Here is a 25,351-nt window from a genome sequence, read left to right on the forward strand (position 1 = left end):
CGGGGCTCGGGGCTCGGGGCTGTGTGCTCTAGAGCTTGAAGCCCCGGTGCATCGCCACCACACCACCGGTCAGGTTGCGCCAGGCCACCTTGGACCAGCCGGCCTTCCGCAGCAGCCCCGCGAGGGTCGGCTGGTCGGGCCAGGACTGGATGGACTCGGCGAGGTACACGTACGCGTCCGGGTTGGAGGAGACCGCGCGGGCCACCGGCGGCAGGGCGCGCATCAGGTACTCCTCGTACACGGTGCGGAACGGCGCCCAGGTCGGGTGCGAGAACTCGCAGATCACGACGCGTCCGCCGGGCTTCGTCACCCGGTACAGCTCGCGCAGCGCGGCCTCCGTGTCCTGGATGTTGCGCAGACCGAAGGAGATCGTCACGGCGTCGAAGACGTCGTCACGGAAGGGCAGGTTCATGCCGTCGCCGGCGGTGAACGGCATCCACGGGTGCTTCTTCTTGCCGACCTGGAGCATGCCGATCGAGAAGTCGCAGGGCACGACGTAGGCCCCGGCGCGGGCGAAGGGCTGCGAGGAGGTGGCCGTCCCCGCGGCCAGGTCCAGGATCCGCTGCGCCGGGCGCGCGTCGACCGCCTTGGCGACCTCCTTGCGCCAGCGCCGGTCCTGTCCGAGCGAGAGCACGTCGTTCGTCAGGTCGTAGTTCGCCGCCACGTCGTCGAACATCGAGGCGACTTCGTGCGGCTGCTTGTCCAGGGAAGCTCGGGTCACCCGGCCATTGTGGCAGCCGCCCCCTCACCGACCCGGGACCGGCCCCGCGGGACGCGGGCCCAGGTGACCTAGGGGGTGTCCGGTGGATCAGGGCCGGATAGGACGCGGCGTCTGGTGCGGTGCATCGCAAGGCGCCGGAATGACCTAATAGCGGAGCTATTCGGGCTTTTCGGCATGGGGTCTCCCCAGGCCCCCAGGGCCTAGGGGATGCAGCGAGGTGCCGCGCCAGGCGTCGCGGCCCCGGCCCTGATCCGCCGGACACCCCCTAGCGGCGGCGGTGGACCAGCCGGCCGTCGATGACCGTCGCCACGCACGTCGAGGCGCCGCGGCGCACGAGCGCGGCCGTGTCGGGGACGTCGAAGACGGCGAAGCGGGCGGGGCCGCCCGGCGCCAGTCGCGGCAGCAGCACGAGCGGCACCGGCGAGAAGGACGGGGGCCCCGGCAGCACCTCCGGGCGCCGCCCGACGGCGAGCCCGGCCCTGCGCACCGCGTCCAGGGCCGCCCGGCTGCGCAGTTCACCGGCGACGGCGACCGTCCCGTGCGCCAGCATCCGCTGCACGCCGCGCCGCGCGGAGGCGCCCCGCCGCGAGGCGTCGGCCCGGAAGATCTCCTGCGCGCGCAGCCCGGTGATCGGCGCGGTGCCGAACTGCTCGGCCTCCCGCGGGTCCGGGTGGTAGGTGCCTTCGAGCAGTTCGGGCGCGTACGGGTTGAGCAGCCCGGGCGTGAGGATGCCGGGCCACCGCCGCACCCGTGCCTCCGGACGCGCGGCGGCCAGGTCCTCGTACGGGCCGACGGCGGCGAGGCGCGCCCCGTCGACCAGGACCGCGGTCTCGGGCGACGCCTCGGCGACGTGGATCGTCAGCACGGTGGCCTCAGTTCGCGTTCAGCAGCTTCAGCTCGGGGTGCGCCGTGCCGCCCTCGATCGCCGTGGACGAGATGTGGGAGACCACCCGCTCGTCGACCGGGTCGTTCGCCGGGTCGTCGTGGACGACGAGGTGTTCGTACGTCGTCGCGCGCTGCGCCGGGACGCGGCCCGCCTTGCGGATCAGGTCGATGATCTCCAGGCGGTTGGAGCGGTGCTTGGCGCCGGCCGAGGAGACGACGTTCTCCTCCAGCATGATCGAGCCCAGGTCGTCCGCGCCGTAGTGCAGCGACAGCTGGCCGACCTCCTTGCCGGTCGTCAGCCACGAGCCCTGGATGTGGGCGATGTTGTCCATGAAGAGCCGCGCGATCGCGATCATCCGCAGGTACTCGAAGAGCGTGGCCTGCGTACGGCCCTTGAGGTGGTTGTTCTCGGGCTGGTACGTGTACGGGATGAAGGCCCGGAAGCCGCCCGTCCGGTCCTGCACGTCGCGGATCATCCGCAGGTGCTCGATGCGCTCGGCGTTCGTCTCGCCGGTGCCCATCAGCATCGTGGAGGTCGACTCGACGCCGAGGCCGTGCGCGATCTCCATGATCTCCAGCCACCGCTCGCCGCTCTCCTTGAGCGGGGCGATCGCCTTGCGCGGGCGCGCGGGCAGCAGTTCGGCGCCGGCGCCCGCGAAGGAGTCGAGACCGGCCGCGTGGATGCGAGTGATCGCCTCCTCGACGGAGACGCCGGAGATGCGGGCCATGTGCTCGACCTCGGACGCGCCGAGGGAGTGGATGACCAGCTGCGGGAACTCCTGCTTGATGGCGGAGAAGTGCTTCTCGTAGTACTCGACGCCGTAGTCAGGGTGGTGGCCGCCCTGGAACATGACCTGGGTGCCGCCGAGTTCCACGGTCTCCGCGCAGCGGCGCAGGATGTCGTCGAGGTCGCGGGTCCAGCCCTTGGCCTTGTCCTTGGGCGGCGCGTAGAAGGCGCAGAACTTGCACGCCGTGACGCACACGTTCGTGTAGTTGATGTTCCGCTCGATGATGTACGTCGCGATGTGCTCCGTACCGGCGTAGCGGCGCCGGCGTACGGCGTCGGCCGCCGCGCCCAGCGCGTGCAGCGGGGCCGAACGGTAGAGGTCGAGCGCCTCCTCGGGGGTGATCCGGCCACCCGCGGCGGCGCGGTCGAGAACGGACTGGAGGTCGGCCTTCTCGGTCACCGGATGTGTCCCTTTCGGAGGGGTACTGACAGACCGAACCAGCCTACGCCAGGGGATCTCACCGCTTCCGCAGGGTGCCGGTCGGTCGTCCGGCGGCCTCCTCGTCGGACCGGTAGGCGAGGGTGCCGTCGGCGCCCAGGGTGAGGGTGAAGGAGGAGGTCCCGCCGGTGCAGAGGCCCGCGGTGCCGGGGCGGTCGGGGTCGGTGCGGTCGGCGATGCGGAGCTCGGTGGCGGTGGCGGAGGTGAGCTTGCCGATGCCGTGGCACTGCACGGTGGTGCCGAGGAGGCTGATGGTGTGCGTGGTCCGGACGACGTCCTGACCGGTCCTGCCCTTGGCGACGACGGCGGTGAGGTCGCCGTGCGGTGAGCCGTTGCGCTCGGTGGTGGGACCGGTCCAGGTCCCGAGGAAGGCCTCGGGCACGGCGCCGGCGGCCGCCCCTTCGCCGGGCTCGGTGGCGGCGGGCGGGCTGCTCGTCTTCGCCCCGGTCTTGTCGGCGTTGGCGTCCCGCCGCCCACCGGGCATCAGGTCGAACAGGAAGCCTGCCCCCAGCGTCACGGCGGCGAGCGCCCCGGCGACGGCGAGGGCGAGCGTGCAGCTGACCCGCCGCCCGGCGGCGAGGGAGACGGACATCCTGCGTCCGTTGCCTTCGGTGCCTGCCACGCCTGCCGTGCCTGCCGTGCCTGCCGGTGTACGGGGCGGGGGCACGGCGCCGGTCACCGTCTCGGGGCCCGGGGCCGGGGTCGGGGTCGGCCAGGCGGCGCCCGGCGCCGGTTCGACGGGTGGGCCGAAGGTGCCCGGAGGCGTCACGGACGGCGCCGTGAACGGGACGGGGCCGGAGGCGTACGGGTCGGGCGGAGCCGGCACCGATCCCGATCCCGGGCCCGCCGTACCAGCCGTACCAGCCGTACCAGCCGTACCAGCCGCGCCCGTCTCGCCCGTCTCGCCCGCGTCCAGTTCCAGGAGCCCCACCGCCGTGCGGCTGACCTCCTCCACCAGGGGGCCGGGCAGCCAGCCGGCCGCCACCAGCGCCGCCGCGCCGCCCGGAGCGAGCCGGGCCGCGACGGCGGCCGGGCTCGGGCGGGCCGCCGGGTCCTTGGCGAGGCACGCGGCGACGAGCTCGCGCAGCTCCTCCGGCAGCACGCCGTCAAGGACCGGCTCCTCGTGGACCACTTTGTACAGCAGGGCCGCGGAGGTGTCCCCGGGGAAGGGCGGCGCGCCGGTCGCCGCGTACGCGAGGACCGCGCCGAGCGAGAAGACGTCGGAGGCGCCGGTCGCTCCCTGGCCCAGGATCTGCTCGGGCGCCATGTAGCCGGGCGAGCCGATGGAGACGCCCGTGGCGGTGAGCGAGGCGGTGCCGTCGGTGGCGCGGGCGATGCCGAAGTCGATGAGCCGGGGCCCGTCGATCGCGAGGAGGACGTTGGAGGGCTTCACGTCGCGGTGTACGAGTCCCAGCGCGTGGACGCCCGCCAGCGCCTCGGCGAGGCCGGCGCCCAGAGTCCGTACCGTGTGCTCGGGCAGCGGGCTCGTCGTCTCGACGGCCCGGGTGAGCGTCGGCCCCGCCACGTACCCGGTCGCCACCCACGGGACGCGGGCCTCCGGGTCGGCGTCGAGGACGGGGGCCGTCCACCGGCCGCCGACGAGCCTGGCGGCCTCGACCTCGCGCCGGAACCGGGCCCTGAACTGCTCGTCCAGCGCGAAGTGCGGGTGCACGATCTTCACGGCGACGGTCCGGCCGCCCTCGTTGCGGGCGAGGTAGACGCGCCCCATGCCGCCGGCGCCGAGTCTGCCGAGGAGCCGGTAACCGCCGATGGTCCTCGGTTCCTCTGCTTCGAGCGGCTGCATGTCTCCCCCGTCGTTCAGCGGCGCGGAGCCCTTGGTGGGCCGGATCACCACGATTCGGAACCGTACCCAGCCAACCGATCGCCCACCATGCCCCTCCTTCCCTCCGTAACCCCCCGCCGCGTCCGAACACTGCCCGAAACACCCGGAGTCGCCTCATGATCCCGCGGATCCGTTCCGCCGCTGTCGCCCTCGGTGCCGCCACTGTCGCCCTGGCCCTGGTCACCGGCTGCGGCGAAGGCGCGCCCGTCACCTTCGACACCCCGAGATCGACGGCCACGGCCACGGCCGACAAGCCGAGCAAGCCGCAGACGTCCACGGCGGACGACCCCCAGACCGTGTTTCCGACCGGCCCCAAGGCGAGTTTCCGTACGGCCAACACTCTGGACGACGGCACCAAGATCGGTGTGACCACGCTCGCGGGCGCGAAGTCCGGTTTCACGGGCAAGGTGTGGGTGTGGGCCCCGAAGCAGTATTTCGACCCGAAGTACGCCGAGAGCGGCTTCCCGGTCCTCGTGGCGCTGCCGGGCGGGAACGGCTATCCGAAGAATTACTGGATGGGCACGGACCTCAAGCTCCAGTCGAGCATCAGCGCGTGGTCGGAGGAGGGAAAGAGCCTTCCGTTCATTGTCGTGATGCCTGTTCTCAACCCCGACGACAAGTACTACTACGACGGCAGTGATATTCCGGGGCAGCCGAAAATGGGCACGTGGCTGGCCGAGGACGTACCCGATTTCGTCCGGGCCAATTTCCGTACGTTCGCGTCCCGTGACGGCTGGGCGTTCATGGGGTCGTCCTCCGGTGCCTTCGCCGGACTCAAGGCCGTGCTCCAGCGTCCGGACCGGTTCAAGGCCGTGATCGCGTCGGGGCCCGACATCGTCCCGGACTCCCCGCTCTGGTCGGGGCACGAGGCCGAGCGGCAGGCGAACAACCCGGAGAAGCTCGCCAAGGCGCTCGGCGCGAAGCCGGACACCGAGGAGAACCGCGTCTACCTGGCGTTCCAGGTCGGGACGGAGGAGGGGGGCGTGGGCCGGCTGAAGACCTTCGTGAAGGACTACACGAAGGGGCCGGTGAAGACCCGCCTCCATGTCATCGAGGGCGGCAGGCACAACGCCAAGACGTATGTGAAGGGCATGGGGGACGGCTCGATCGCCTGGATCAGCCGGCACATGCAGGCGCCGATCCCGTCCCCCTGACACACGTCCGAGGCGTCACCGCTCGCGGGCGCCGAGCAGCTCCACCTTCACGTCCGCCGGGAAGCCGGTCGTCGGACCGGTCCGGCGGGCGAACTCGCGCACCCCCGCCAGCTGCTCGGGCCCGAAGCGGAAGTCCAGCGTCCGGAAGTACCGCTCCAGGAGCTCCGCGTCGAAGGACTCCCAGCGTGCGGCCTGCTCCGCGACCTTGGCGACCTCCTCGAGGGACAGATCGCGCGAGGCCAGGAAGGCCTCGTGGACCTCGCGCACGGTCTCCGGCTCGCGGGCCAGGAAGTCCTTGCGCGCCGCCCACACCGCGAAGACGAACGGCAGGCCCGTCCACTCCTTCCACATCAGCCCCAGGTCATGGACCTGGAGGCCGAGCCGCGGGGCGTCGTGCAGCGAGGCCCGCAGGGCGGCGTCGCCGATCAGGACGGCCGCCTCGGCCTCCTGCATCATCAGGCCGAGGTCGGGCGGGCACGTGTAGTAGTCGGGCCGTACGCCGTACTGCTCGGCGAGCAGCAGCTGCGCGAGCCGTACGGACGTACGGGAGGTGGACCCGAGCGCCACCCGCGCCCCGTCCAGCTGCCCCAGGGGCCGCTGGGAGACGATCACGCACGACATGACGGGGCCGTCGCAGCCCACGGCGATGTCCGGCAGGGCGACGAGATCGTCCGCGTTGCGAAGATATTCGACGAGGGTGATGGGGCCGATATCGAGACCGCCACCCACCAGCCGCTCACTGAGCTTCTCCGGGGTGTCCTTCGTGAGCTCCAGATCGAGGAGCGTTCCGGTACGCGCCAGGCCCCAGTAGAGGGGCAGGCAGTTCAGGAACTGGATGTGTCCGACGCGGGGCCGGCTGCGCTGGTGGTCGTCGGTTGCATTGTCCACATCGCGAGGCTAGACCCGTCTCGTACGGTGGACATCGCCGGGGCGCGCGTCAGCACATGAGAAGCACGTCAAACGTGTGGGTGACGTGATCTTTCCCTCTAGTGTCACGCGCACCCTGCGTGCTACGCTCATCGCAAGTTGCAGTTTGGTTTCCCTTGCAGTACAGAGCCTGCGGAGCATGTGACCCGCAGGCTTTTGTAGTTTTCAGACTTGTTTGCAGGTTCTGGAGCAGGGCAACCCTTTGGCCCAAGGAGGGCTTATGGCTACCGGAACCGTCAAGTGGTTCAACGCTGAAAAGGGCTTCGGCTTCATCGCCCAGGACGGCGGCGGCCCGGATGTCTTCGTCCACTACTCCGCGATCAACGCGTCCGGGTTCCGCTCCCTCGAGGAGAACCAGGTCGTGAACTTCGACGTCACCCAGGGCCCGAAGGGCCCGCAGGCGGAGAACGTCACCCCGGCCTAAGTTGCCCGGGTCGGCGATCGCGCACGGCTAGAGAAGTACCCAAGGAGCCCCGCTCCGTGCTTTCGGGCACGAGCGGGGCTCCTGCCTGCATTTAGCCTGGACATATGACCGAACGCAAACCGCCCGGCGTCAGCTTCGAGTCATTCGTGGACAAGCAGATCCGCGAGGCCGCGGAGCGTGGCGAGTTCCGGAAGCTGCCCGGCTTCGGCAGGCCGCTCGCCGACGACAGCGCCCCCTACGACGAGCTGTGGTGGATCAAGCGCAAGCTGCACCGCGAGGGCGCGTCCGTACTGCCGCCCGCGCTGGCCCTGCGCAAGGAGGCCGAGGACGCGCGGGAAGCGGTCGACCGGGCCGTCTCGGAGGCGCAGGTGCGCCGGATCCTCGGCGAGATCAACACCAAGATCGCCGAGGCCCTCCGTCGGCCACCGGCGGGCCCGCCGCTGAACCTCACGCCGTTCGACGTGGAGGCGACGCTGGCGGAGTGGCGGGCGGCGCGGGCGGCGCGGGCGGCGCGGGCGGCCCGGAAGACGGACGGCAGGGCCTGAGCCGAGCCCCTCGGCCTCGGCCGGCCGGGTGAATCTCGGCGGGCGAGGGCCCGGCCACCGGCCGGCCCGCACCTCACCCCGGGGAGCCTGAGCGGCAGCGACGCAACCGACCGCCGAGACGTGAGGGAGCCCCCATGAAGAGCGCCGACCTGCTGCTGGACGCGTTCAGCCGGGTGAAGGAGGCCGTGTACGGGGCCGTCGAGGGCCTGTCGGAGGAGGAGCTGGCGGTCCGCGTCGACGAGGACGCGAACTCGATCGCGTGGCTGGTCTGGCACCTGACCCGTATCCAGGACGACCACATCGCGGACGCGTTCGACACCGACCAGGTGTGGACGTCCGACGGCTGGAAGCCCCGCTTCGGCCTCCCCTTCCCCGCCCGCGCCACCGGCTTCGGCCACTCCACGAGCCAGGTCGCCGCGGTCCGGGCCCCCGCGGAGCTGCTGCTCGGCTACTACGACGCCGTCCACGAACGGACCCTGGAGCACCTCGCCGGCCTGACCAACGCCGACCTCGACCGCGTCGTGGACGACTCCTGGGACCCGCCGGTCACCCTGGGCGTCCGCCTGGTGAGCGTGATCGCGGAGGACAACCAGCACGCGGGCCAAGCGGCGTACGTACGGGGCCTGGTGGAGCGCGGTCAAAAGGCCTGACCTGCCGGGTTGTTCTCGAACGCGCGTTGCTATCCTCCCCCGCATCTGGACGCGGGGGCACACACGCCGGGTGGGGGATCCTCCGGCGGCGCTTCCGCGCATCGTGGCCGCACGCCGTCGGCGTGCCGCCTCTTGGGGAGGACCGTACGTTGCATCACGCTTTCTCGTCCCGCCGCAGACTCGCCGCCGCGATCGGCACGGCGATCGCCGTCACGGTGGGCACCCTGGCCGCCCCTGCCGTCGCCGCCCCGATCGACGGCACAGCGCCCGCCACGACCACACCCGACGGCACCGCGGTGACGACGGCCACGGACGCCCAGCAGACCGTCGTCCCCTACCCGCTCGACGCGCGGGTCATCAGCGCGGGAAGGACGGGTTTCCTGACCCTCGGGACTTCGGGAAGCAGCGTGGAGCACCGCTGGACGAGGTTCGCTGACGGTTCGTCGACCGTCCTGTCGTCGGGCGGCACCTGGGTCGTGGGCTCACGCGCCTCCGACGTCGTCGTCCTGAACGACAACTCGCTCGTCACCCTGCGGGACATGGCCGCCGGCGCGAACCTCCTCACCGTCGACCTGCGCAGCGTGGGCTCGGGCGGGCAGTACGGCGGAGCCGTCGGCTCGACCCTGTTCGCCCGGACCTCCAACGGGGTCGGCGGCGAGGACCTCCACCTCCTGAGCAAGACCGACGGCACCCTGACGGACCGTACGGTGACCGGCCTGCCGGCGAACGCCACCGCCATGTTCGCCGCCGCGGCCACATCCGATCACGTCCTGCTGACGTACCAGACCGGTACCGGCACGGTGGCCAAGCGGTTCTGGGCGCTCCTGGACCTCTCCACCGGCGCCGTCACCGAGACGCGTGAGATCGTCACTCCGGCCCAGTGGACCGGCGAGGTCGCACTGTCGGAGACCCATGTCGCCTGGGTGGAGTACGGCTCCACCTCCCCGGCGGTGGTGGTCGTCGCCGATCGCGGGACGGGAAAGACACAGCGTGTACCCATGGACGGCGCGAGCCGCGTCTCGATCGGCCTGGTGGGGACCTGGGTGACGTACGCGGATCGCGACGGCTTCGGGGACTACCACCCGAACCCCTTCTCCGCCCTGAGGGCACGCCACCTGACGACCGGTGAGACGCGCAAGCTGCTCGACCACGTGAAGTCGGCCGTGCAAGGCCCCGACGGGACACAGTCCGTACGGGGCGGAACGGTGGCGCAGGGCGAGGGCCTGTACCGGATCTCGGTCGGCGCCGACGGAGCCCCGGTCACGGAACTGGTCGCGAGCACCGGCGAGCCGACCAAGGTCACCCTCCTGGGTGGCATCCCCGCGAAGGTCACGCCCGATCCCGCCAACGGCCGCATACGGCTCGACTGGCGCCTCTCCCGGGTCAACGCGGAAGTGACGGTCACGCTGCGCCACGTCCAGAGCGGGGAGACGAAGAGGGAGGTCGTGTACCCCTCCGGGGATCTCCTCGACGATCCCCACCTCGTCCGTCTCGACTGGCAGGGCGACGTCAGCTGGAACGGCGACCGGGACATGCTCACCGGAGCGCGCAGTGGTGCGTACACCTGGGAGATCAACGCCAAGCCGCTGGACGGCATCGGCCCGAACCTGGTCAGCTCCGGCACGTTCGACCTCGCCCGGAAGCCCGCCCCGCACGACTACGACAACGACGGCCACCCTGACATCCTGCGACGCGACGCCTCGGGGCGGCTGTGGCTCGCCGACACCTTCTACTCGCCTTACGTCAATCAGCTCGACCAACACCCGGACAGGCTCATCGGCTCGGGCTGGGGCATCTACGACCAGATCGAGGCCGTGGGCAACATCGCGGGCGCCTCCGCCGGTGACCTGGTCGCCCGCGACTCCTCCGGCGTCCTGTGGGAGTACCTGGGCAAGGGCGACGGCACCTTCGCCGGCCGCGTCAAGATCGGCGCAGGCTGGGGCGTCTACAACAAGATCACCGGCGGCAGCGACCTCACCGGCGACGGCAAGTCCGACCTCCTCGCCACCGACACCTCCGGCGGCCTCTACCTCTACAAGGGCACCGGCAACTGGAGCGCCCCCTTCGCACCCCGCGTGAAGATCGGCTACGGCTGGGGCATCTACAACCAGATCACCGCCACCGGCAACATCGCCGGCGCCACCGCCGGAGACCTCGTCGCCCGCGACAAGGACGGCGTCCTCTGGCTCTACCTCGGCAACGGCGACGGCACCTTCGCCACCCGCATCAAGATCGGCGGCGGCTGGAACACGTACACCCACCTCATCGGCATCGGCGACGCCGACCGCGACGGCCGCCCCGACCTCTACGCCTCGGGCTCCACCACCTCGTCCTCGTTCCTCTACAAGGGGACGGGCAACTGGCGTGCCCCCTTCCGGTCCCGCGAGCAGGTCGGCGAGCACTTCGAAGAGTGGCGCTCGTACAACCACTTCGCCTGATCGGCAGCCTCCTCGAACGGCACCTCCCAGGGAGAGTCCTTGAGTTCCATACGTACCACCCGCCGCCTCGCCGCGACGATCACGGCCGTCCTCGCCGTCACGGCGGGCACCCTGGCGGCCGGACCGGCCGTCGCCGCACCGGGCACCGAGGGTGCGGTCCTGCCGGCCTCGGCGACGGACCAGCAGGACGTGATCGAGTTCCCGAAGGACGCCCACATCACCTTCGCGGGCCGCACCGGCTTTCTGACGCGGTCGTGGGCGTCCAACGAGTACCGGTGGACGAGGTTCTCGGACGGAGTCTCAACCGTTCTCTCGAACGTCAGAGTCATCGGCGTCCCCGGTACGGACCGCGTCGTCATCGACAACGCGGCGCGGGGTGGGTTCGCACTGAAGGACATGGCCACGGGATCGGACATCGTGGTCGTCCCACCCGAGAAGGTGGGCTACCCCGACGGATGGACCATCGGCGCCGCCGATTCCACGATCCTTTCCGCGGTCTTCGACGGAAGCGGGGGCGAATACCTCCGGCTGTACAGCGTGATCGACGGCGCGGTGCAGCGGAGGACGGTGACCGGACTGCCCTCGGACGCCGACATCACGACGGGCGAAGCCGGCGCCGAGCCCGGCACGGCGAACGTGTCCTACTCGACCGGGACGAAGCGGCAGCAGGCCGTGGTGGACCTCGCGACCGCCACGGTCGTCGATATCCGCGATCTCCCGGCATCGGGTTCGACCGTCGTGATCGACTCCGCCGAGTCGGAGACCCACAGGGCCTGGGCGGAGAAGGCACCCTCTTCCTGGGACACGACGGTGGTCGTCGTCGAACGGCAGACAGGCGCGACGCAGCGCCTGCCGCTGGGAGACATGTCCCGGCCCGCCGTCGGCCTCGCGGGTGACTGGGTGACATACGCGGAGCAGGGAGGGCTCGAGAGCTACGGACCGAACCCCCTGTACGTCCTGACCGCCCGTTCCCTCAAGGACGGATCCACGCGCAAGCTCCTCGATCACGTCTCGTCCGAGGTCATGGCCCCCGACGGCACGCAGCTGGTGCGCGGCGGCACGCTCGCCCAGGGCGAAGGCCTGTACCGGATCGCGCCCAGCCCGGACGGCACTCCGGTCGCCACCCTCGTGGCGACCACCGGACAGCCGACGCAGGTGTCCCTGGTCCGGCACAACATCCCGAGCGTGATCGACCTCGACCGCAACAGCGGCGTGGTCAATCTGGACTGGGAACTGTCCCGGGTCAACGTGGACATGACGGTCATCGTGCGCCACGCGCGCACCGGAACGACGAACACGTTCTACCTGGCCCCTGCCCAGGATGCACTCGTCCGGCAACGAATCGCCCGGCTTCCGTGGGGCGACAACGCGTACAACGGCGACTACACCTGGCAGATCAGCGCCCGGCCGCTCAACGGCATCGGGCCGACCCTGACCTCCTCCGGCACGTTCAAGGTCGTCCGGAAGGCCGCGCCGCACGACTACAGCGACAACGGCTCGCCGGACGTGCTCCTGCGGGACTCGTCGGGCCGACTGACCCGTATCGGCTCCTCCTACTCCCCGTACATCGGCCAGTGGGTCGAGGTGGAGAAGAAGGTCATCGGCTCGGGCTGGGGCATCTACGACCAGATCGAGGCCGTGGGCAACATCGCCGGAGCCTCCGCCGGTGACCTGGTCGCCCGCGACTCCTCCGGCGTCCTGTGGGAGTACCTGGGCAAGGGCGACGGCACCTTCGCCGGCCGCGTCAAGATCGGCGGGGGCTGGGGCGTCTACAACAAGATCACCGGCGGCAGCGACCTCAACGGCGACGGCAAGTCCGACCTCCTCGCCACCGACAAGGCCGGTGACCTCTACCTCTACAAGGGCACCGGCAACTGGAGCGCACCCTTCTCCACCCGCGTGAAGATCGGCTACGGCTGGGGCATCTACAACCAGATCACCGCTGTCGGCAACATCGCGGGCGGAGCCGCCGGAGACCTCGTCGCCCGCGACAAGGACGGCGTCCTCTGGCTCTACCTCGGCAACGGCGACGGCACCTTCGCCACCCGCATCAAGATCGGCGGCGGCTGGAACACGTACACCCACCTCATCGGCATCGGCGACGCCGACCGCGACGGCCGCCCCGACCTCTACGCGTACACGCCCGGCGACAGCTACACCATGGGCACCGGGTACCTGTACAGGGGCACCGGCAACTGGAGCGCCCCCTTCCGGGGGAGGGAGCTCACAGGAGTGGACGGCCAGCTGAAGGGGAACCCCGCCGTCGCCTGATCGACTGCCGAACAGTCGTACAACCTTCCTCCCCGATCATGAGTCTGACCGGGCGTGGCGCATGTCGCGCCCGGTCTTCTCTGGGGGAGAAACACTCTTGTCCACCGAACGAGCCGCCACTCGCCGCCACCTCGCCGCGGCCGTCACCGCCGTTCTCGCCGTCACTCTCGGCACCCTCGTCGCGGCTCCCGCGACCGCCGCCCCCACGTCCGCTGCCGCCTCCGCGGAGCAGCAGGCCGAGCAGCAGGCCGAGCAGCAGGCCGCCGTCCCGTACCCCGTGGGCGCGAGTGCCGTCGCCGCCGCAGGTACGACCGGGTTCCTGACCCGTGGCTCGTACGAGAAGCCGGAGCTCCGCTGGACCCGGTACGCGGACGGCACCTCGACCGTCCTCTCGTCGACCTCCGACTACGGCGTCGACGGGACTGGTTCCGACGTCGTCGTGGTGGGCGACGCGCCCGCCCCGTTCGAGTTCCGGGTCGTGAAGCTCCACGACATGGCGACCGGCGCCGCGCCCGTCGAGATCGACCTCGGCGCCCTCGGCGCCACCTATGTGAAGGCCGTGAGCCCGACATCGGTCCTCGCCCAGGTGGCCAAGGACGACGGTACGGCCGAACTGCACCTGGTCGCGAAGAACGGCGACGCCGTGACCGACCACGAGGTCACCGGCCTCCCCGCCGACGCGCGCGACTTCTTCACCAACGCGCCTGCCCTGAACGGCGCCGCCCTCGTCGGCTACGCCACGGGCCCCGCCGACACCGAGACGGGCGGCCGGGCCGTCGTGGACATCACCACCGGGGCGGCGATCGAGACGTACGGGACACCCGAGCCGGGCTACCTCAGCGCCCCGCTCACCCTCTCCGCCACCCACGTGGCATGGACCGACTACAGCGCCGGCGATGTCAGCGTCGTCGCCGTCGAGCGGTCCACCGGGAAGGAGCAGCGGATCTCCCTCGGCCACCCCGAGGAGTTCCACGTCAATCTGGTGGGGAACTGGGTGACGTACGCCGCGCCGTCCAAGCTCACCGATGGCTGGGAGCCTCCCCTGCAGGCCGTCACGGCCAAGAACCTCACGACCGGGGCGACCGTCGAGCTCATGGACTACATGAGCTCCGCCGCCCCCGGCCCCGACGGGTCGCTGCTGGTGCGCGGCGGCACGGTCGCGCAGGGCGAGGGGCTCTACCGCCTCTCCGTCGGCGAGGGCGCCGCGCCCACCGCCGAACTCGTAGCGTCCACCGGGGAGCCGACGGCGCTCACCTACCTCGGCGCCCAGGTCCCGAGCGTGATCGACTTCGACCGCGACCGCGAGGTCGAACTGCGGTGGCGGATGTCGCGCCTCAACGCCACCGTCCACCTCAAGCTGACCCACCAGCAGACCGGCCGGACCCTCTTCAGGACGATGGTGCTCGACCGCGAGTCGAGCGGTCAGTGGACCTTCGACGACCAGACCTTCGGCATCACGTGGCAGGGGAACCTCGACGACTTCTCCCCGACGGGCCAGTCGGCGTTCAACGGCGACTACACCTGGGAGTTCCGTGCGGTCCCGCGCAACGGCATCGGCCCGGAGCTGAAGCAGGCCGGTGCGTTCAAGGTCGTCCGCAAGCCCGCCGCGCACGACTACAGCGACAACGGCTCCCCGGATCTGCTGGCGCGGGACAGCTCGGGCCGGCTGTGGCGCGTCGACACCAACTTCGACACGTACAAGAACCGGTTCACGCCCACGCACGAGCGCCACGAGGCCGGCTACGGCTACCAGATCTACAACCGCATGGAGTCGGTCGGTGACGTCGCCGGTAGCAGCGCCGCCGACATGGTCGCCCGGGACAAGGACGGTGTCCTCTGGCTCTACCAGGGCACCGGCAGCTCGTCCTCGTACTACCCGTTCCAGAGCCGGGTGAGGGTCGGCGGCGGCTGGCAGATCTACGACAAGCTCACGGGCGGCAGCGACCTGACCGGCGACGGCCGGGCCGACCTGGTCGCCACCGACACCTCCGGCGGGCTCTACCTCTACAAGGGCACGGGGAACGCCTCCGCCCCCTTCGCGCCCCGCGTGAAGATCGGCTGGGGCTGGGGCATCTACAACCAGCTCACCGCCACCGGCAACATCGCCGGAGCCACCGCCGGAGACCTCGTCGCCCGCGACAAGGACGGCGTCCTCTGGCTCTACCTCGGCAACGGCGACGGCACCTTCGCCAGCCGGGTCAAGATCGGCGGCGGCTGGAACGCGTACACCCATGTTGTCGGCATCGGCGACGGCGACAAGGACGGCCGCCCCGACCTCTACGCGTACGGCCCGAACAACTCCTCGTACTTCTACGCCGGTACGGGCGACTGGCGCGCGCCGTTCACGACGCGCACGCCCACCGAGGTCCTCCTCGGCCACGAGGGCCCCTCGTACGACCACGTCTCCTGACACACACCGTCCCCCCAACGAAGGAACCGAACGTGATCCAGACCCGCGTGCCGCGGCGCAGACTCGCCGCAGCCGTGACCGCCGTACTCGCCGTGACCGCCGGTGCGGCTCTCGCCACGGCACCCGCGATCGCCGCGACGCCCACCGCTGCCGTCACCGCGGACGCCGCACCCGCCGACGCGCAGGCGACCGCCGATGGCGTCATCTCGATCTCCGGCGCCGACCGGATCCTCAGTGTCGGCCCGACCGGATTCCTCACCTCCGCGTTCAGAGACGGCTTCATGGGCGGCTGGGAGTACTTCTGGACAAGCACCGTGGACGGCACCCACACGGAACTCCCGGAGTGGTCCAGCGGGTACCGCGGCGGAAACGGTTCCGACACCGTCGTCGCCAAGGAGGATGGCACGTCCCGGTACCTGCTCCACGACATGTCGTCGCCGGGCAGCGCTCCCGCGGTCATCGAGCAGCCCGACACCCGGCTCTTCTGGAAGGGCGTGGTCGGCAGGACCCTCGTCTTCTCGTCCTGGGACAGCCAGACCCAGGTGGGCCAGCTCCGCCTGATCGGCGAGGGCAACCAGGCGGGCAGCGACCGGCAGGTGACCGGCCTCACGCCGAACTCGAGGGTCCAGAGCGTCGAGGCCCTGTCGGACAGCCAGGCGCTCGTCCGGTACATCTCGGCGGATGCCGACACCGACCGCTCCTACCTCGCCGTCGTGGACGTCGCCACCGCCTCCGTCGTCGAGAAGCGCGAGGTGGGCGTGTCCGTGTACGACGCCGACATGGCCCTCTCCGGGGACCACTGGGTCTGGGTCGACACCCCGACGACCGCGAACGCCAAGCTGATGTACGCCTCCCGCGACGGTTCGGCGGGCGCGCCGGCCGTGGAGGCGGTCGACCTGGGCAACTCCATCCGCCCGCACATCGGCGTCCTGGGCGACTGGGTGACGTACGCCACGCCGGGCGGCGACGTCGCCACGGAGCCGTCCGCGAAGTACGCGCTCAACGCCGTCAGCCTCGTCGACAAGTCCACGGTCAAGCTCCTCGACCACGCCTCGTCCACCGTCCCCACCGCCGACGGCGCGCTCCTGGTGCGCGGCGGTACGGTCGCCCAGGGCGAAGGGGTCTACCGGATCGCGCTCGGGGCGGACGGCAAGCCCACCGCCACGCTCGTCGCGAGCACCGGCGAGCCGACCGCGCTCACGCTGTACACCGCGTCCACTCCCCCGGTCATCGACCTCGACAAGAACGACGGTCAGGCCCTGCTCCGCTGGGTGATCTCCCGGACGAACGCCCAGGGGTCCGTGACGGTACGTCATGTCGGCACGGGCCGCAGCGTGCGGTACGACTTCGCCCGGGCGGCCAGCTACGAGGGCAAGGGGTCCGTCGACTTCCGCTGGGACGGGCTCCTCCCCAACGCCGACAACACCAAGGAGTTCGCGCCCAGCGGTGACTACACCTGGGAGTTCTCCGCCACCCCGCTCAACGGCATCGGCCCGGACCTCAAGCAGACCGGCGCCTTCAAGGTCGCGCGCGCGGCCGGCGCGCACGACTACACCGACAACGGCAGCCCTGACCTGCTGACCCGTGACGCCTCCGGTGTGCTGTGGCGCGACGACACCGTCAAGGTGCCGTCCACGCCGGACGCGTACGCGACCGGACGGGTACGGATCGGCGGCGGCTGGCAGATCTACAACCAGCTGGAGGCCGTCGGCAACGTCGCCGGAGCCGGGGCCGGCGACCTGGTCGCCCGTGACGCCTCCGGTGTCCTGTGGCTGTACCTGGGCAAGGGCGACGGCACCTTCGCCACCCGCATCAAGGTCGGCGGCGGCTGGCAGGTCTACAACAAGATTACCGGCGGCAGCGACCTCGACGGCGACGGCAAGGCCGACCTCCTCGCCACCGACACCTCCGGCGGCCTCTACCTCTACAAGGGCACGGGCAGCTGGAGCGCGCCCTTCGCGCCCCGCACGAAGATCGGATGGGGCTGGGGCATCTACAACCAGATCACCGCCACCGGCGACATCGCCGGCTCCCCCGCCGGAGACCTCGTCGCCCGCGACAAGGACGGCGTCCTGTGGCTGTACGAGGGCACGGGCGACGGCTCCTACGCCCCTCGCGTGAGGATCGGCGCCGGCTGGGGCGTCTTCACCCACCTGGTCGGCATCGGCGACGCCGACCGCGACGGCCGCGCCGACCTCTACGCGGTCGGAGCCTCGGGCGACGCCAGGTTCTACGCGGGCACCGGCGACACCGCCGCCCCCTTCAAGCCCGGCGCGCCCTCGTCCCTGCACACGAACGTCGCAGGCCTCAACTCGGTGTTCTGACCGCCCGGCACGGGACGGTCGCCCAGACCGTCTTGCCGACACAGCGGGCCTTGACGCCCCAGGCGCTCGCGAGGGCGGATACGAGCAGCAGCCCGTATCCGCCCTCGTCCCGTACAGCCACCGGAACGGGTTCCCGCTCGCCCCGCGTGTCGGAGACCTCGATCCGGACGTGGTCCTCGCCCCGCTCCATCCGCACCTCGAAGTCCCGCCCGGGCACCCGGCCGTGGGTGGCGGCGTTGTTCGCGAGCTCGGCGACGACCAGTGCGGCGGCGTCGGGATCCGGCACGTCCCAGTCGTGGAGCTGCTGCACGGCGAGCAGCCGGGCGAGCCGGGCGCCGCGGCGGGTGGCCGACAGGCGGAGGACGAACTCACCGGTGAACTCACCGGTTGGGGTGGCGTTTTCGGACTTCATGGCCCCGAGCCTGGGCTGTCGGCCGTACGCTGACCAGCAGCGACGCCACGACGCTGAGTAACTGTACGGGTACGCCAAGAAGGCGGTACGGATGTCGGGGAACGAGGAGGAACGGCCGGAACGGCCGTCCGAAGTAGACGGTACGGCGCACTTGTTCAGTGCGCTGGGCAAACAGATCAAGGCGCTGCGGGGCAACGCGCGCATGAGCCAGGCCCAACTCGCGGAGGCCACGCACTGCAGCGAGGACCTGGTCTCGTCGGTGGAGCGCGGAGTACGGACGCCTCAGCCGGACTTCCTGCTGCGGGCGGACTCGGCGTTGGGCGCGGGCGGGGTGCTGGCAGCAGCGGTGGAGGACGTGCGGGAGGCACTGGCGAGGGCGCGGACGCGGCACCCGGACTGGTTCCGGCGCTTTGCCGATGCGGAGGCGGAGGCGTTGGCATTGCACTACTACGCGGTGCAGGCCATGCCGGGCATTCTCCAAACGGAGTCGTACGCGCGGGCGGTCTTCAGGGAGCGTCGGCCGCTGTACGACGAGGAGACGGTCGAGAAGCGAGTGGCGGACCGGCTCGCCCGTCAGACGCTCTTCGACAAGTGGCCCGCGCCCACCATCAGTTTCGTGCTGGAGATGGCAGTCCTGAACCGCCCCATGGGTGGTCGCGAGGCATTCCGCGAGCAGCTGCGCCGCATCCTGGAGGTCGCCCGCCTTCGCACGGTCCACCTCCAGATCATGCCGACCGAACGCACGGAACATCCGTGCCTGGGTGGGTCGTTCACTCTCTTGACCCCGAAGGGGCGGCGCGAGGTGGCGTACACCGAGATCTACGGTCATGCCCGGCTGATCACCGACCCGGAGGAGGTACGTCAGTACACCGAGCGCTATGGGATCATCCGGGCGCAGGCACTCACGCCCCACGAGTCCCTGGCGGCAATCGAGAAGATGCTGGGAGAGCTATGAGCACCACGGAACTGGCCTGGTTCAAGAGCAGCTACAGCGATGGCGAGGGCGGCGAGTGCATCGAAGTCGCCTACGACTGGCGCAAGTCCAGCTACAGCAGCGGCGAAGGCGGCGAGTGCGTCGAGGTCGCCGCCCACCCCACCACCGTCCACGTCCGCGACTCCAAGGTCCCGCAGGGCCCCCAGCTCGCCGTCGCTCCGGCCGCGTGGGCGTCGTTCGTGTCGTACGCCACCGTCTGACGTACGTACGGGAGTGTGGCCACCGGTCAGAAGCGGAAGACCGCGCCGGTGGCCTGCTCCAGCTCGCACGTGTTGCCGTAGGTCTTGTCCCAGCGGACGAGGCGGCCCGCGTACGTGCCGGTCGCCGTGACCCGTACCGGGTCGTAGATCTGCGCACACGGCCTCTCGGAGACCGGGAGCCTGTCGAGGTCGCTGTCGACCGCGTCCAGGGCCGCGCAGGCGGCGTGGGCGTCGGGGTGGGTGCCGCCGGCCGGTCCGCACAGGAGGGAGACGGCGCGGAGGCTGCCGTCGACCTGCGAGGAGGCGGTCAGGATCAGCTGGGCGGGGTCCGCGGCGGGTGCTGCGGCGGACGCCGGGGAGGCGGCCCCGAGCGTCAGGCTCACGAGGGCGGTGGCGGCGAGCGCGGAGGCGGTCTTCACGTTCATGTCCCGCCCAACGAGGCACGTCTTGCCCGGGTCACCGAATGCATAGCATCAGGGCTATGCCCCGTAGGAACTTCATTCTTTTCGACGTCGACGGCACCCTGATGGACGCCGTCGCGAACCAGCGCCGGGTCTGGCACGCCTGGGCGGCCCGGCACGGGCTCGACGGGGACGAGGTGTACGCGGTGGCTCTCCGTACCCGGCCCGTCGAGACCTTCGCCGCCGTCGTACCCGACCTCGACCCGGACGTGTGTCTGACGCTCCTGCACGAGCTGGAGGACGCGGACGTCCGCTCGGGTGAGTACAGCGCCTTCGCCGGGGCCGCCGAGCTGCTCACCGCCCTTCCCACGGGCTCCTGGGCGCTCGTCACCTCCAACTACGAGCACCGCGTCCGGGGCCGTTTCGAGCGGACCGGGCTTCCGCTGCCCCACCTCGTCGTGGACGCCGCCTCCGTCACCGAGGGCAAGCCGTCCCCGGCCCCGTACCTCCTGGCCGCGGACCGCCTGGGCGCCTCCCCCGCCGACTGTCTGGTCGTCGAGGACGCACCCTCGGGCGTCCGCTCGGGCCTGGACGCCGGGATGACGGTCTGGACCGTCAACAGCCCCGACGCCCCGGAGGGCGGCGCCCACCGCCACTTCCCGTCGCTGGCCGCGGCGGCCCCGGAGATCCTGGCCTTCGCCGGCACGGTGTGAGTCCCGAGGTCCCGGACGGCCGTACAACCACATCGCCTGACCGGGCGGCGCACGGGGGCAACCCTTCGTGCGGCTCTGCGACTTGACAGTCTGTTCAGAACCGCAACCGCCTCGGCTAGTCTGTGCCCATGCATGGGGGACTGGAAAATAGCTCTAGTTTGACGGGTAGCGGGGCCATGCCGCTCGAGTCGGGGGATCCGCGGCGAATCGGGGCGTTCCGGCTGCTCGGGGTGCTCGGTTCCGGCGGGATGGGGCGGGTGTATCTCGGCGCCGTGCCGGGGCGGTACGCCGCCGTCAAGCAGGTGCTGCCGACCCTCGCCGAGGACCAGGACTTCCTGAGCCACTTCGGGCACGAGCTGGACAACCTGGGCAGGCTGCCCGCCGGTGCCAGCGCGCGGCTCCTCGCGAGCGACCGCACCGCGCGGCCGCCGTGGTTCGCGACCGAGTTCATCCCCGGGATCACCCTGAGCGAGGCGATCCGGCTGCACCGCGGGCCGCTGACCGGCGACGCCCTGTGGCGGCTGCTGCACGACGCGGCGAACGGACTCCGCGCGGTGCACGCCGCCGACATGGTGCACCGCGACCTCAAGCCGTCCAACGTCATGCTGACGTCGGACGGCGTGACGCTCATCGACTTCGGCGTGGCCCGCGCGGCCGACCAGAGCCGGCTGACCAGGACCGGCATGGTCATCGGGACCCCGGCGTACATGGCACCGGAACAGGCCGTCGCCGACCGGCAGTTGACCGGTGCGGCGGATGTGTTCGGGCTCGGCAGTCTGCTGCTGTACGCGGCGAACGGGCGCCCGCCCTTCGGGGACGGTTCCGGGCCGGACCTGCTCTACCGGGTCGTCCACGCCGAACCGGACTTCGGGCAGCTGACCGAGGCCGACCCGGAGCTGGCCGAGGTCGTGCGTTCCTGCCTCGCCAAGGACGCCTCGGACAGGCCGTCGGCCGCCGAGCTCGTCGAGCGGTCCGCCGGTCACGTGGCCGCGGGGGCGGCCTCGCCGTGGCCCGCGGTCGTGGCGGAGCGGATCGGCCGGCGGCAGGCCTTCGCCGCCGACCCGCCGACGGCCGAACTGATCGCCCGGGGCGCGGAGGAGGAGAAGACTCCCTCGGGTCCGGAGAGCCCGGAGAAGCCTGATACTCCTGCGAGCCCCGCGGTCCCGGACACGTCCGGCTCCCCGAAGGCGGCCGACACCGCCGCCCCCGCGCCCGCCGTCCGGCGTGAGCGGCGCAGCCGCGTGTTGCTGGTCGCGCTCCCCGTCGTGGTGGCGACGGGCACGACCCTGACCCTCGCCCTCGCCCCGTACGACCTCTCCCAGCGGGGCGCGGGGCCCGGGCCCTCGACCCCGCCGCCGTCGGTCACCGCGTCCCAGCCGGTACCGGACAACCGCGTGCCCCACACCACGACACCGTCCTCCCCCCTCCCGCCGAGCGGCTCCCCCTCAGGCGGCCCGAACCCCGCGCCTCCGCCGGGCGGGGCGACCGGCGGAGCGGCCGCGGGAGGCGCGTCGGGTGGATCGGGCGCGTCAGGTGGGTCGAGCACCACCGGCGGCTCCGGGAGCGCGTCGGGCGGATCCAGCACCACCACTTCCGGCGGCTCGGGCGCCACCACGAGCCCGTCCGGGGGCAAGACGACGCGCCCGGCGCCCCCGCCGTCCACCGGCGGCTCCGCGCCCTCGGGGACGTACTCCTTGGAGAACGCCTCCAACGGCCAGTGCCTGGGCGAGTACAACGCGGGTTACGGCGTCTTCGCCAACACCTACGAGTGCGGTTCCCTGCCCAACAACAGTGGCAGCGTCTCGTACGTCTGGACCTACTCGGCAGGCGCGAACGGAACTTTCCGGCTGGTCAACAAGAAGACCGGCCACTGCCTGCAGCCGAACGGGAACCCCGGCGCCACGGCCGTCGCCTGCAACGGCTCCAGCCTCCAGTCGTGGAAGATCGGCGCCACCACGTCCTCCGGGCGGACCTTCGTGAACATGAACAGCGGCCAGTGCCTGACGGCTGGCCCTCCGTTCGTGATGACGACCACCTGTGACTCCGGAAGTCGCGCCCAGCTCTGGCGGAACATCTCACCCGTGTGAGCCCGGGCCGAGGACGCCGAAGACGGGGACGGTGACGTCCCCCTCCGCCCGGAAGGTGACCTCCAGGTCCATCCCGATCCGGAGGTCGCCCTCCTCCACGCCCACCACCTCGGTCATCATCCGCGGCCCCTCCGCGAGGTCCACCACCGCCGCCACGTACGGGACCCGGTCGCCGAAGGGCGGGAGGTCGCTGCGGTGGACGACGGACCAGGTGTAGAGCGTGGCGCGGCCGCTCGCCCGCTCCCAGCGCACGTCCTCGCTCCAGCAGTGGGGGCAGAACTCGCGCGGGTAGTGGTGCGCGCGGCCGCACGCGCCGCAGCGCCGCAGCAGCAGCCGGCCCTCCCCCGCCGCCTCCCAGTAGGGGCGGGTGAAGGCGTCGATGTCGGGGTCGGCGGCCGTCATCAGAAGAGTCCGATCGCGTGGTCGAGGGACCAGGTCTGCCAGGACATCGCGAAGAGGGCGACCAGTGAGATCAGCGCCATCATCGCGTTCTGCCCCTGCTCGGCCCAGTCGTGGATCATCAGGCCGAGGTAGAGGAGGTTCAGGAGCAGGCCTCCGACGAGGGCGATCGGGGTGAGGAAGCCGGCGATCAGGCCCAGGCCGAGGGCGAGTTCCGCGTAGACGACGACGTACGCCATCAGTTTCGGGCGCGGGGCGACGACCGACTCGAAGCCGCGCTTCACGAAGGGCCAGCGGTGCTTGCCCGCGACGTCGGCCGCCCACGCGATGCCCGTGCCGCGCTCGAACCAGCCCTTCTTGTCCTTGTGGCGCCAGCTCTCCAGCCACCACAGGCCGAGGCCGATGCGGAGGACGGCGAGCCACTCGGCGCCGGTGAGCCAGATGGTCTGCATCACTCGTACCTGTCCCTCCCCGAACCACTATCTGACGGTACGTCAGTTCAGCGGATCCCCGTCCCCCGCGCAAGCCCTCTGCACAACCCGCGCAGACGTGACCGTTTCGCAACCGATTTCCCTCTTGACCGAGACCCAACAAGTGAGCGCGTCATTACGCTGAGCATTCATGACCAACACCCCCCATTCCAGACCCGACCACCCCGTCTACGTCATAGGCGGCGGACCCGGCGGACTCGCCGTCGCCGCCACCCTGCGCAAGCGGGGCGTACGGGCCGTGGTCCTGGAGAAGTCCGACGCCGTCGGCGCCTCGTGGCGCGCCCACTACGACCGGCTCCGGCTGCACACCACCCGCCGGCTGTCCGCTCTGCCCGGGCTGCCGATGCCCCGTTCCTTCGGGCGCTGGGTCGCCCGCGCGGACGTCGTGCGGTACCTGGAGAAGTACGCGGAGACGCACGAGCTGGAGATCGTGACGGGCGTCGAGGTCTCCCGGATCGAGCGCTCCGGCGACGACTGGCTCCTGCACGCGACCGGCGGGCGGCGGTTGACGGGGCGGGCGGTCGTCGTCGCCACCGGGTACAACCACACCCCGCGCCTGCCCGAGTGGCCCGGCCTCGACGCGTACGGCGGCGAGATCGCGCACGCGAGCGCGTACCGCAACCCCGCCCCGTACGCCGGGCGGGACGTCCTGGTCGTCGGTGCGGGGAACACCGGCGCCGAGATCGCGGCCGACCTCGCCGAGGGCGGGGCCGCCCGGGTGCGGCTCGCGGTGCGCACGGTGCCGCACATCGTGCGGCGCTCCACCGCCGGGTGGCCGGCCCAGCGCACGGGGATCCTGGTGCGGCGGCTGCCGGTCCGCCTGGTCGACAAGGCGGGCGAGGTGATGGGCCGCGTCTCCGTGCCGGACCTCTCGGCGCACGGGCTGCCGCGCCCGGACACGGGGCTGTACTCGCGGGTGCGCGAGGGGGCGGTTCCGGTGCAGGACGTGGGTCTGATCGACGCCGTACGGCAGGGGAAGGTGGAGGTCGTCGGCGCGGTCGAGTCCTTCGACGGCGACAAGGTCGTCCTCGCCGACGGCTCCGCGATCACCCCGGACGCGGTGATCGCGGCCACCGGCTACCGCCGCGCCCTGGAACCCCTCGTCGGGCACCTCGGCGTGCTCGACGAGCGCGGCCGGCCGACGGTGCACGGCGCGCGCTGCCCGCGCGAGGCACCGGGGCTCTACTTCACCGGGTTCACGAACCCGATCAGCGGGATGTTCCGCGAGATGGCCATCGACGCGGAGAAGATCGCCCGGCGGATCGCCCGGACGGCAAACCGCTGACGAGCCGCCCGCTCGTCACGGAATCCCGCTCGTCACAGAGCTCGTCACAGAGCTCGTCACAGAAGGAAGGCCACGGAGATCAGGGTGGCCACGAAGGCGAGGAAGAAGAGGGCGGTCTGCTTCCCGGTCATGTCCTCCATGGGCTTCCCCGAGCGCTTCAGCGCGAGCTGGCGGGAGACGTACGGGGCGAACAGGATCCGCAGCACGACCAGGACGATCATGGTCGCCGTGTACAGCACCAGCGGCGTCCGGCCCTCGTACCCGCGTGCCGCCGAGTTCAGGACGATGCCGACGGCACCGACGAGCGGAAGCGACACCGCGATCAGCTTGTCCCGTGTCGTGGTGGCCATGGACTGCGCCGCCAGCGCGAGGGCGATGCCGGACACGATGGCGGCCACCCACCACTGACCGGTGGACAGCGTCGACGTCAGCATGAACTTCCTCTCTCCGTCCTTCCGTTCGTCCGTCCGTCCGTCCGGACGCCCGGGCGCCCGTCCGTCCGCACGCCCGGACGGGCCGGGACGCGATCACCTCGCGTCCCGGCCCACCGG

At 71.3% G+C, this 25,351-nt stretch carries 23 protein-coding genes; 13 read left to right on the forward strand and 10 right to left on the reverse strand.

The window, feature by feature from the left end:
* Positions 1 to 28 precede the first annotated feature (28 nt).
* The 4 genes from FDM97_RS32355 to FDM97_RS32370 form a co-directional block, all read right to left on the reverse strand.
* Positions 29 to 721, reverse strand: a complete 693-nt coding sequence (locus FDM97_RS32355) for a demethylmenaquinone methyltransferase (protein ID WP_137994042.1) — start codon at positions 719 to 721, stop codon at positions 29 to 31.
* 265 nt (positions 722 to 986) lie between these two features.
* Positions 987 to 1,586, reverse strand: coding sequence for a hypothetical protein (locus FDM97_RS32360; protein ID WP_137994043.1), 600 nt, complete (start codon positions 1,584 to 1,586; stop codon positions 987 to 989).
* Positions 1,587 to 1,593: 7 nt separating this feature from the next.
* Positions 1,594 to 2,793 (reverse strand): cyclic dehypoxanthinyl futalosine synthase, encoded by a 1,200-nt coding sequence (gene mqnC, locus FDM97_RS32365; RefSeq protein ID WP_137994044.1) that lies wholly within the window; start codon positions 2,791 to 2,793, stop codon positions 1,594 to 1,596.
* Between the two features lie 58 nt (positions 2,794 to 2,851).
* Entirely contained in the window at positions 2,852 to 4,636 is a 1,785-nt protein-coding gene (locus tag FDM97_RS32370) for a serine/threonine-protein kinase (protein WP_137995154.1), read from the reverse strand.
* A 155-nt stretch (positions 4,637 to 4,791) separates the two neighbouring features.
* Between FDM97_RS32370 and FDM97_RS32375 the strand changes: the two genes are divergently transcribed.
* Complete coding sequence (locus FDM97_RS32375; protein WP_137994045.1) at positions 4,792 to 5,829, forward strand: alpha/beta hydrolase; 1,038 nt, start codon at positions 4,792 to 4,794, stop codon at positions 5,827 to 5,829.
* Between the two features lie 15 nt (positions 5,830 to 5,844).
* Here FDM97_RS32375 and FDM97_RS32380 read toward each other — a convergent pair whose 3' ends face one another.
* Positions 5,845 to 6,717 (reverse strand): menaquinone biosynthetic enzyme MqnA/MqnD family protein, encoded by an 873-nt coding sequence (locus FDM97_RS32380; protein WP_137994046.1) that lies wholly within the window; start codon positions 6,715 to 6,717, stop codon positions 5,845 to 5,847.
* Positions 6,718 to 6,976: 259 nt separating this feature from the next.
* Here FDM97_RS32380 and FDM97_RS32385 point away from each other — a divergent pair, with 259 nt between their 5' ends.
* The 7 genes from FDM97_RS32385 (at position 6,977) to FDM97_RS32415 (ending at position 17,818) form a co-directional block, all read left to right on the forward strand.
* Positions 6,977 to 7,180: a cold-shock protein gene (locus tag FDM97_RS32385; protein ID WP_003967102.1), complete on the forward strand. Its 204-nt coding sequence runs from the start codon at positions 6,977 to 6,979 to the stop codon at positions 7,178 to 7,180.
* A gap of 104 nt (positions 7,181 to 7,284) precedes the next feature.
* On the forward strand, positions 7,285 to 7,725 hold the full coding sequence (locus FDM97_RS32390; protein WP_137994047.1) for a DnaJ family domain-containing protein: 441 nt from the start codon (positions 7,285 to 7,287) through the stop codon (positions 7,723 to 7,725).
* A 134-nt stretch (positions 7,726 to 7,859) separates the two neighbouring features.
* A complete protein-coding gene (locus tag FDM97_RS32395; RefSeq protein WP_137994048.1) occupies positions 7,860 to 8,375 on the forward strand; it encodes a mycothiol transferase in 516 nt (171 codons plus the stop codon).
* Positions 8,376 to 8,524: 149 nt separating this feature from the next.
* Complete coding sequence (locus tag FDM97_RS32400) at positions 8,525 to 10,813, forward strand: FG-GAP repeat domain-containing protein (protein WP_137994049.1); 2,289 nt, start codon at positions 8,525 to 8,527, stop codon at positions 10,811 to 10,813.
* A 39-nt stretch (positions 10,814 to 10,852) separates the two neighbouring features.
* A complete protein-coding gene (locus tag FDM97_RS32405; RefSeq protein WP_137994050.1) occupies positions 10,853 to 13,084 on the forward strand; it encodes an FG-GAP-like repeat-containing protein in 2,232 nt (743 codons plus the stop codon).
* A 97-nt stretch (positions 13,085 to 13,181) separates the two neighbouring features.
* Positions 13,182 to 15,494 (forward strand): FG-GAP repeat domain-containing protein, encoded by a 2,313-nt coding sequence (locus FDM97_RS32410; protein WP_175439313.1) that lies wholly within the window; start codon positions 13,182 to 13,184, stop codon positions 15,492 to 15,494.
* A 32-nt stretch (positions 15,495 to 15,526) separates the two neighbouring features.
* Positions 15,527 to 17,818 carry an FG-GAP repeat domain-containing protein gene (locus FDM97_RS32415; protein ID WP_137994052.1) on the forward strand — a complete coding sequence of 764 codons (2,292 nt, stop codon included), beginning with the start codon at positions 15,527 to 15,529 and terminating at the stop codon, positions 17,816 to 17,818.
* Here FDM97_RS32415 and FDM97_RS32420 read toward each other — a convergent pair.
* Complete coding sequence (locus tag FDM97_RS32420; protein WP_137994053.1) at positions 17,802 to 18,230, reverse strand: ATP-binding protein; 429 nt, start codon at positions 18,228 to 18,230, stop codon at positions 17,802 to 17,804. The two genes, FDM97_RS32415 and FDM97_RS32420, sit on opposite strands and share 17 nt — an antisense overlap.
* Positions 18,231 to 18,321: 91 nt before the next feature.
* Between FDM97_RS32420 and FDM97_RS32425 the strand changes: the two genes are divergently transcribed.
* Entirely contained in the window at positions 18,322 to 19,185 is an 864-nt protein-coding gene (locus tag FDM97_RS32425; protein WP_137994054.1) for a helix-turn-helix domain-containing protein, read from the forward strand.
* Positions 19,182 to 19,424 carry a DUF397 domain-containing protein gene (locus tag FDM97_RS32430; RefSeq protein WP_137994055.1) on the forward strand — a complete coding sequence of 81 codons (243 nt, stop codon included), beginning with the start codon at positions 19,182 to 19,184 and terminating at the stop codon, positions 19,422 to 19,424. The genes FDM97_RS32425 and FDM97_RS32430 overlap by 4 nt, the downstream gene beginning before the upstream one ends.
* 26 nt (positions 19,425 to 19,450) lie before the next feature.
* Here FDM97_RS32430 and FDM97_RS32435 read toward each other — a convergent pair whose 3' ends face one another.
* Positions 19,451 to 19,849: an SSI family serine proteinase inhibitor gene (locus FDM97_RS32435; protein ID WP_137994056.1), complete on the reverse strand. Its 399-nt coding sequence runs from the start codon at positions 19,847 to 19,849 to the stop codon at positions 19,451 to 19,453.
* A 56-nt stretch (positions 19,850 to 19,905) separates the two neighbouring features.
* On the opposite strand from FDM97_RS32435, the gene FDM97_RS32440 reads away from it, so the two are divergent.
* Positions 19,906 to 20,538, forward strand: coding sequence for an HAD family hydrolase (locus FDM97_RS32440; protein WP_137994057.1), 633 nt, complete (start codon positions 19,906 to 19,908; stop codon positions 20,536 to 20,538).
* Positions 20,539 to 20,714: 176 nt separating this feature from the next.
* Positions 20,715 to 22,625, forward strand: a complete 1,911-nt coding sequence (locus FDM97_RS32445) for a serine/threonine-protein kinase (RefSeq protein ID WP_137994058.1) — start codon at positions 20,715 to 20,717, stop codon at positions 22,623 to 22,625.
* Here the strand turns inward: FDM97_RS32445 and FDM97_RS32450 are convergent.
* Positions 22,614 to 23,027 (reverse strand): Zn-ribbon domain-containing OB-fold protein, encoded by a 414-nt coding sequence (locus FDM97_RS32450; RefSeq protein WP_137994059.1) that lies wholly within the window; start codon positions 23,025 to 23,027, stop codon positions 22,614 to 22,616. The genes FDM97_RS32445 and FDM97_RS32450 overlap by 12 nt on opposite strands.
* Positions 23,027 to 23,476, reverse strand: coding sequence for a DoxX family membrane protein (locus FDM97_RS32455; RefSeq protein WP_137994060.1), 450 nt, complete (start codon positions 23,474 to 23,476; stop codon positions 23,027 to 23,029). The genes FDM97_RS32450 and FDM97_RS32455 overlap by 1 nt, the downstream gene beginning before the upstream one ends.
* A 169-nt stretch (positions 23,477 to 23,645) precedes the next feature.
* On the opposite strand from FDM97_RS32455, the gene FDM97_RS32460 reads away from it, so the two are divergent.
* On the forward strand, positions 23,646 to 24,800 hold the full coding sequence (locus FDM97_RS32460) for a flavin-containing monooxygenase (protein ID WP_137994061.1): 1,155 nt from the start codon (positions 23,646 to 23,648) through the stop codon (positions 24,798 to 24,800).
* A 56-nt stretch (positions 24,801 to 24,856) separates the two neighbouring features.
* Here the strand turns inward: FDM97_RS32460 and FDM97_RS32465 are convergent, their stop codons facing one another.
* On the reverse strand, positions 24,857 to 25,234 hold the full coding sequence (locus FDM97_RS32465) for a hypothetical protein (RefSeq protein WP_137994062.1): 378 nt from the start codon (positions 25,232 to 25,234) through the stop codon (positions 24,857 to 24,859).
* Between the last annotated feature and the right edge of the window lie 117 nt (positions 25,235 to 25,351).

The organism is Streptomyces vilmorinianum (genome assembly GCF_005517195.1).
Taxonomy (GTDB): Bacteria; Actinomycetota; Actinomycetes; order Streptomycetales; family Streptomycetaceae; genus Streptomyces; species Streptomyces vilmorinianum.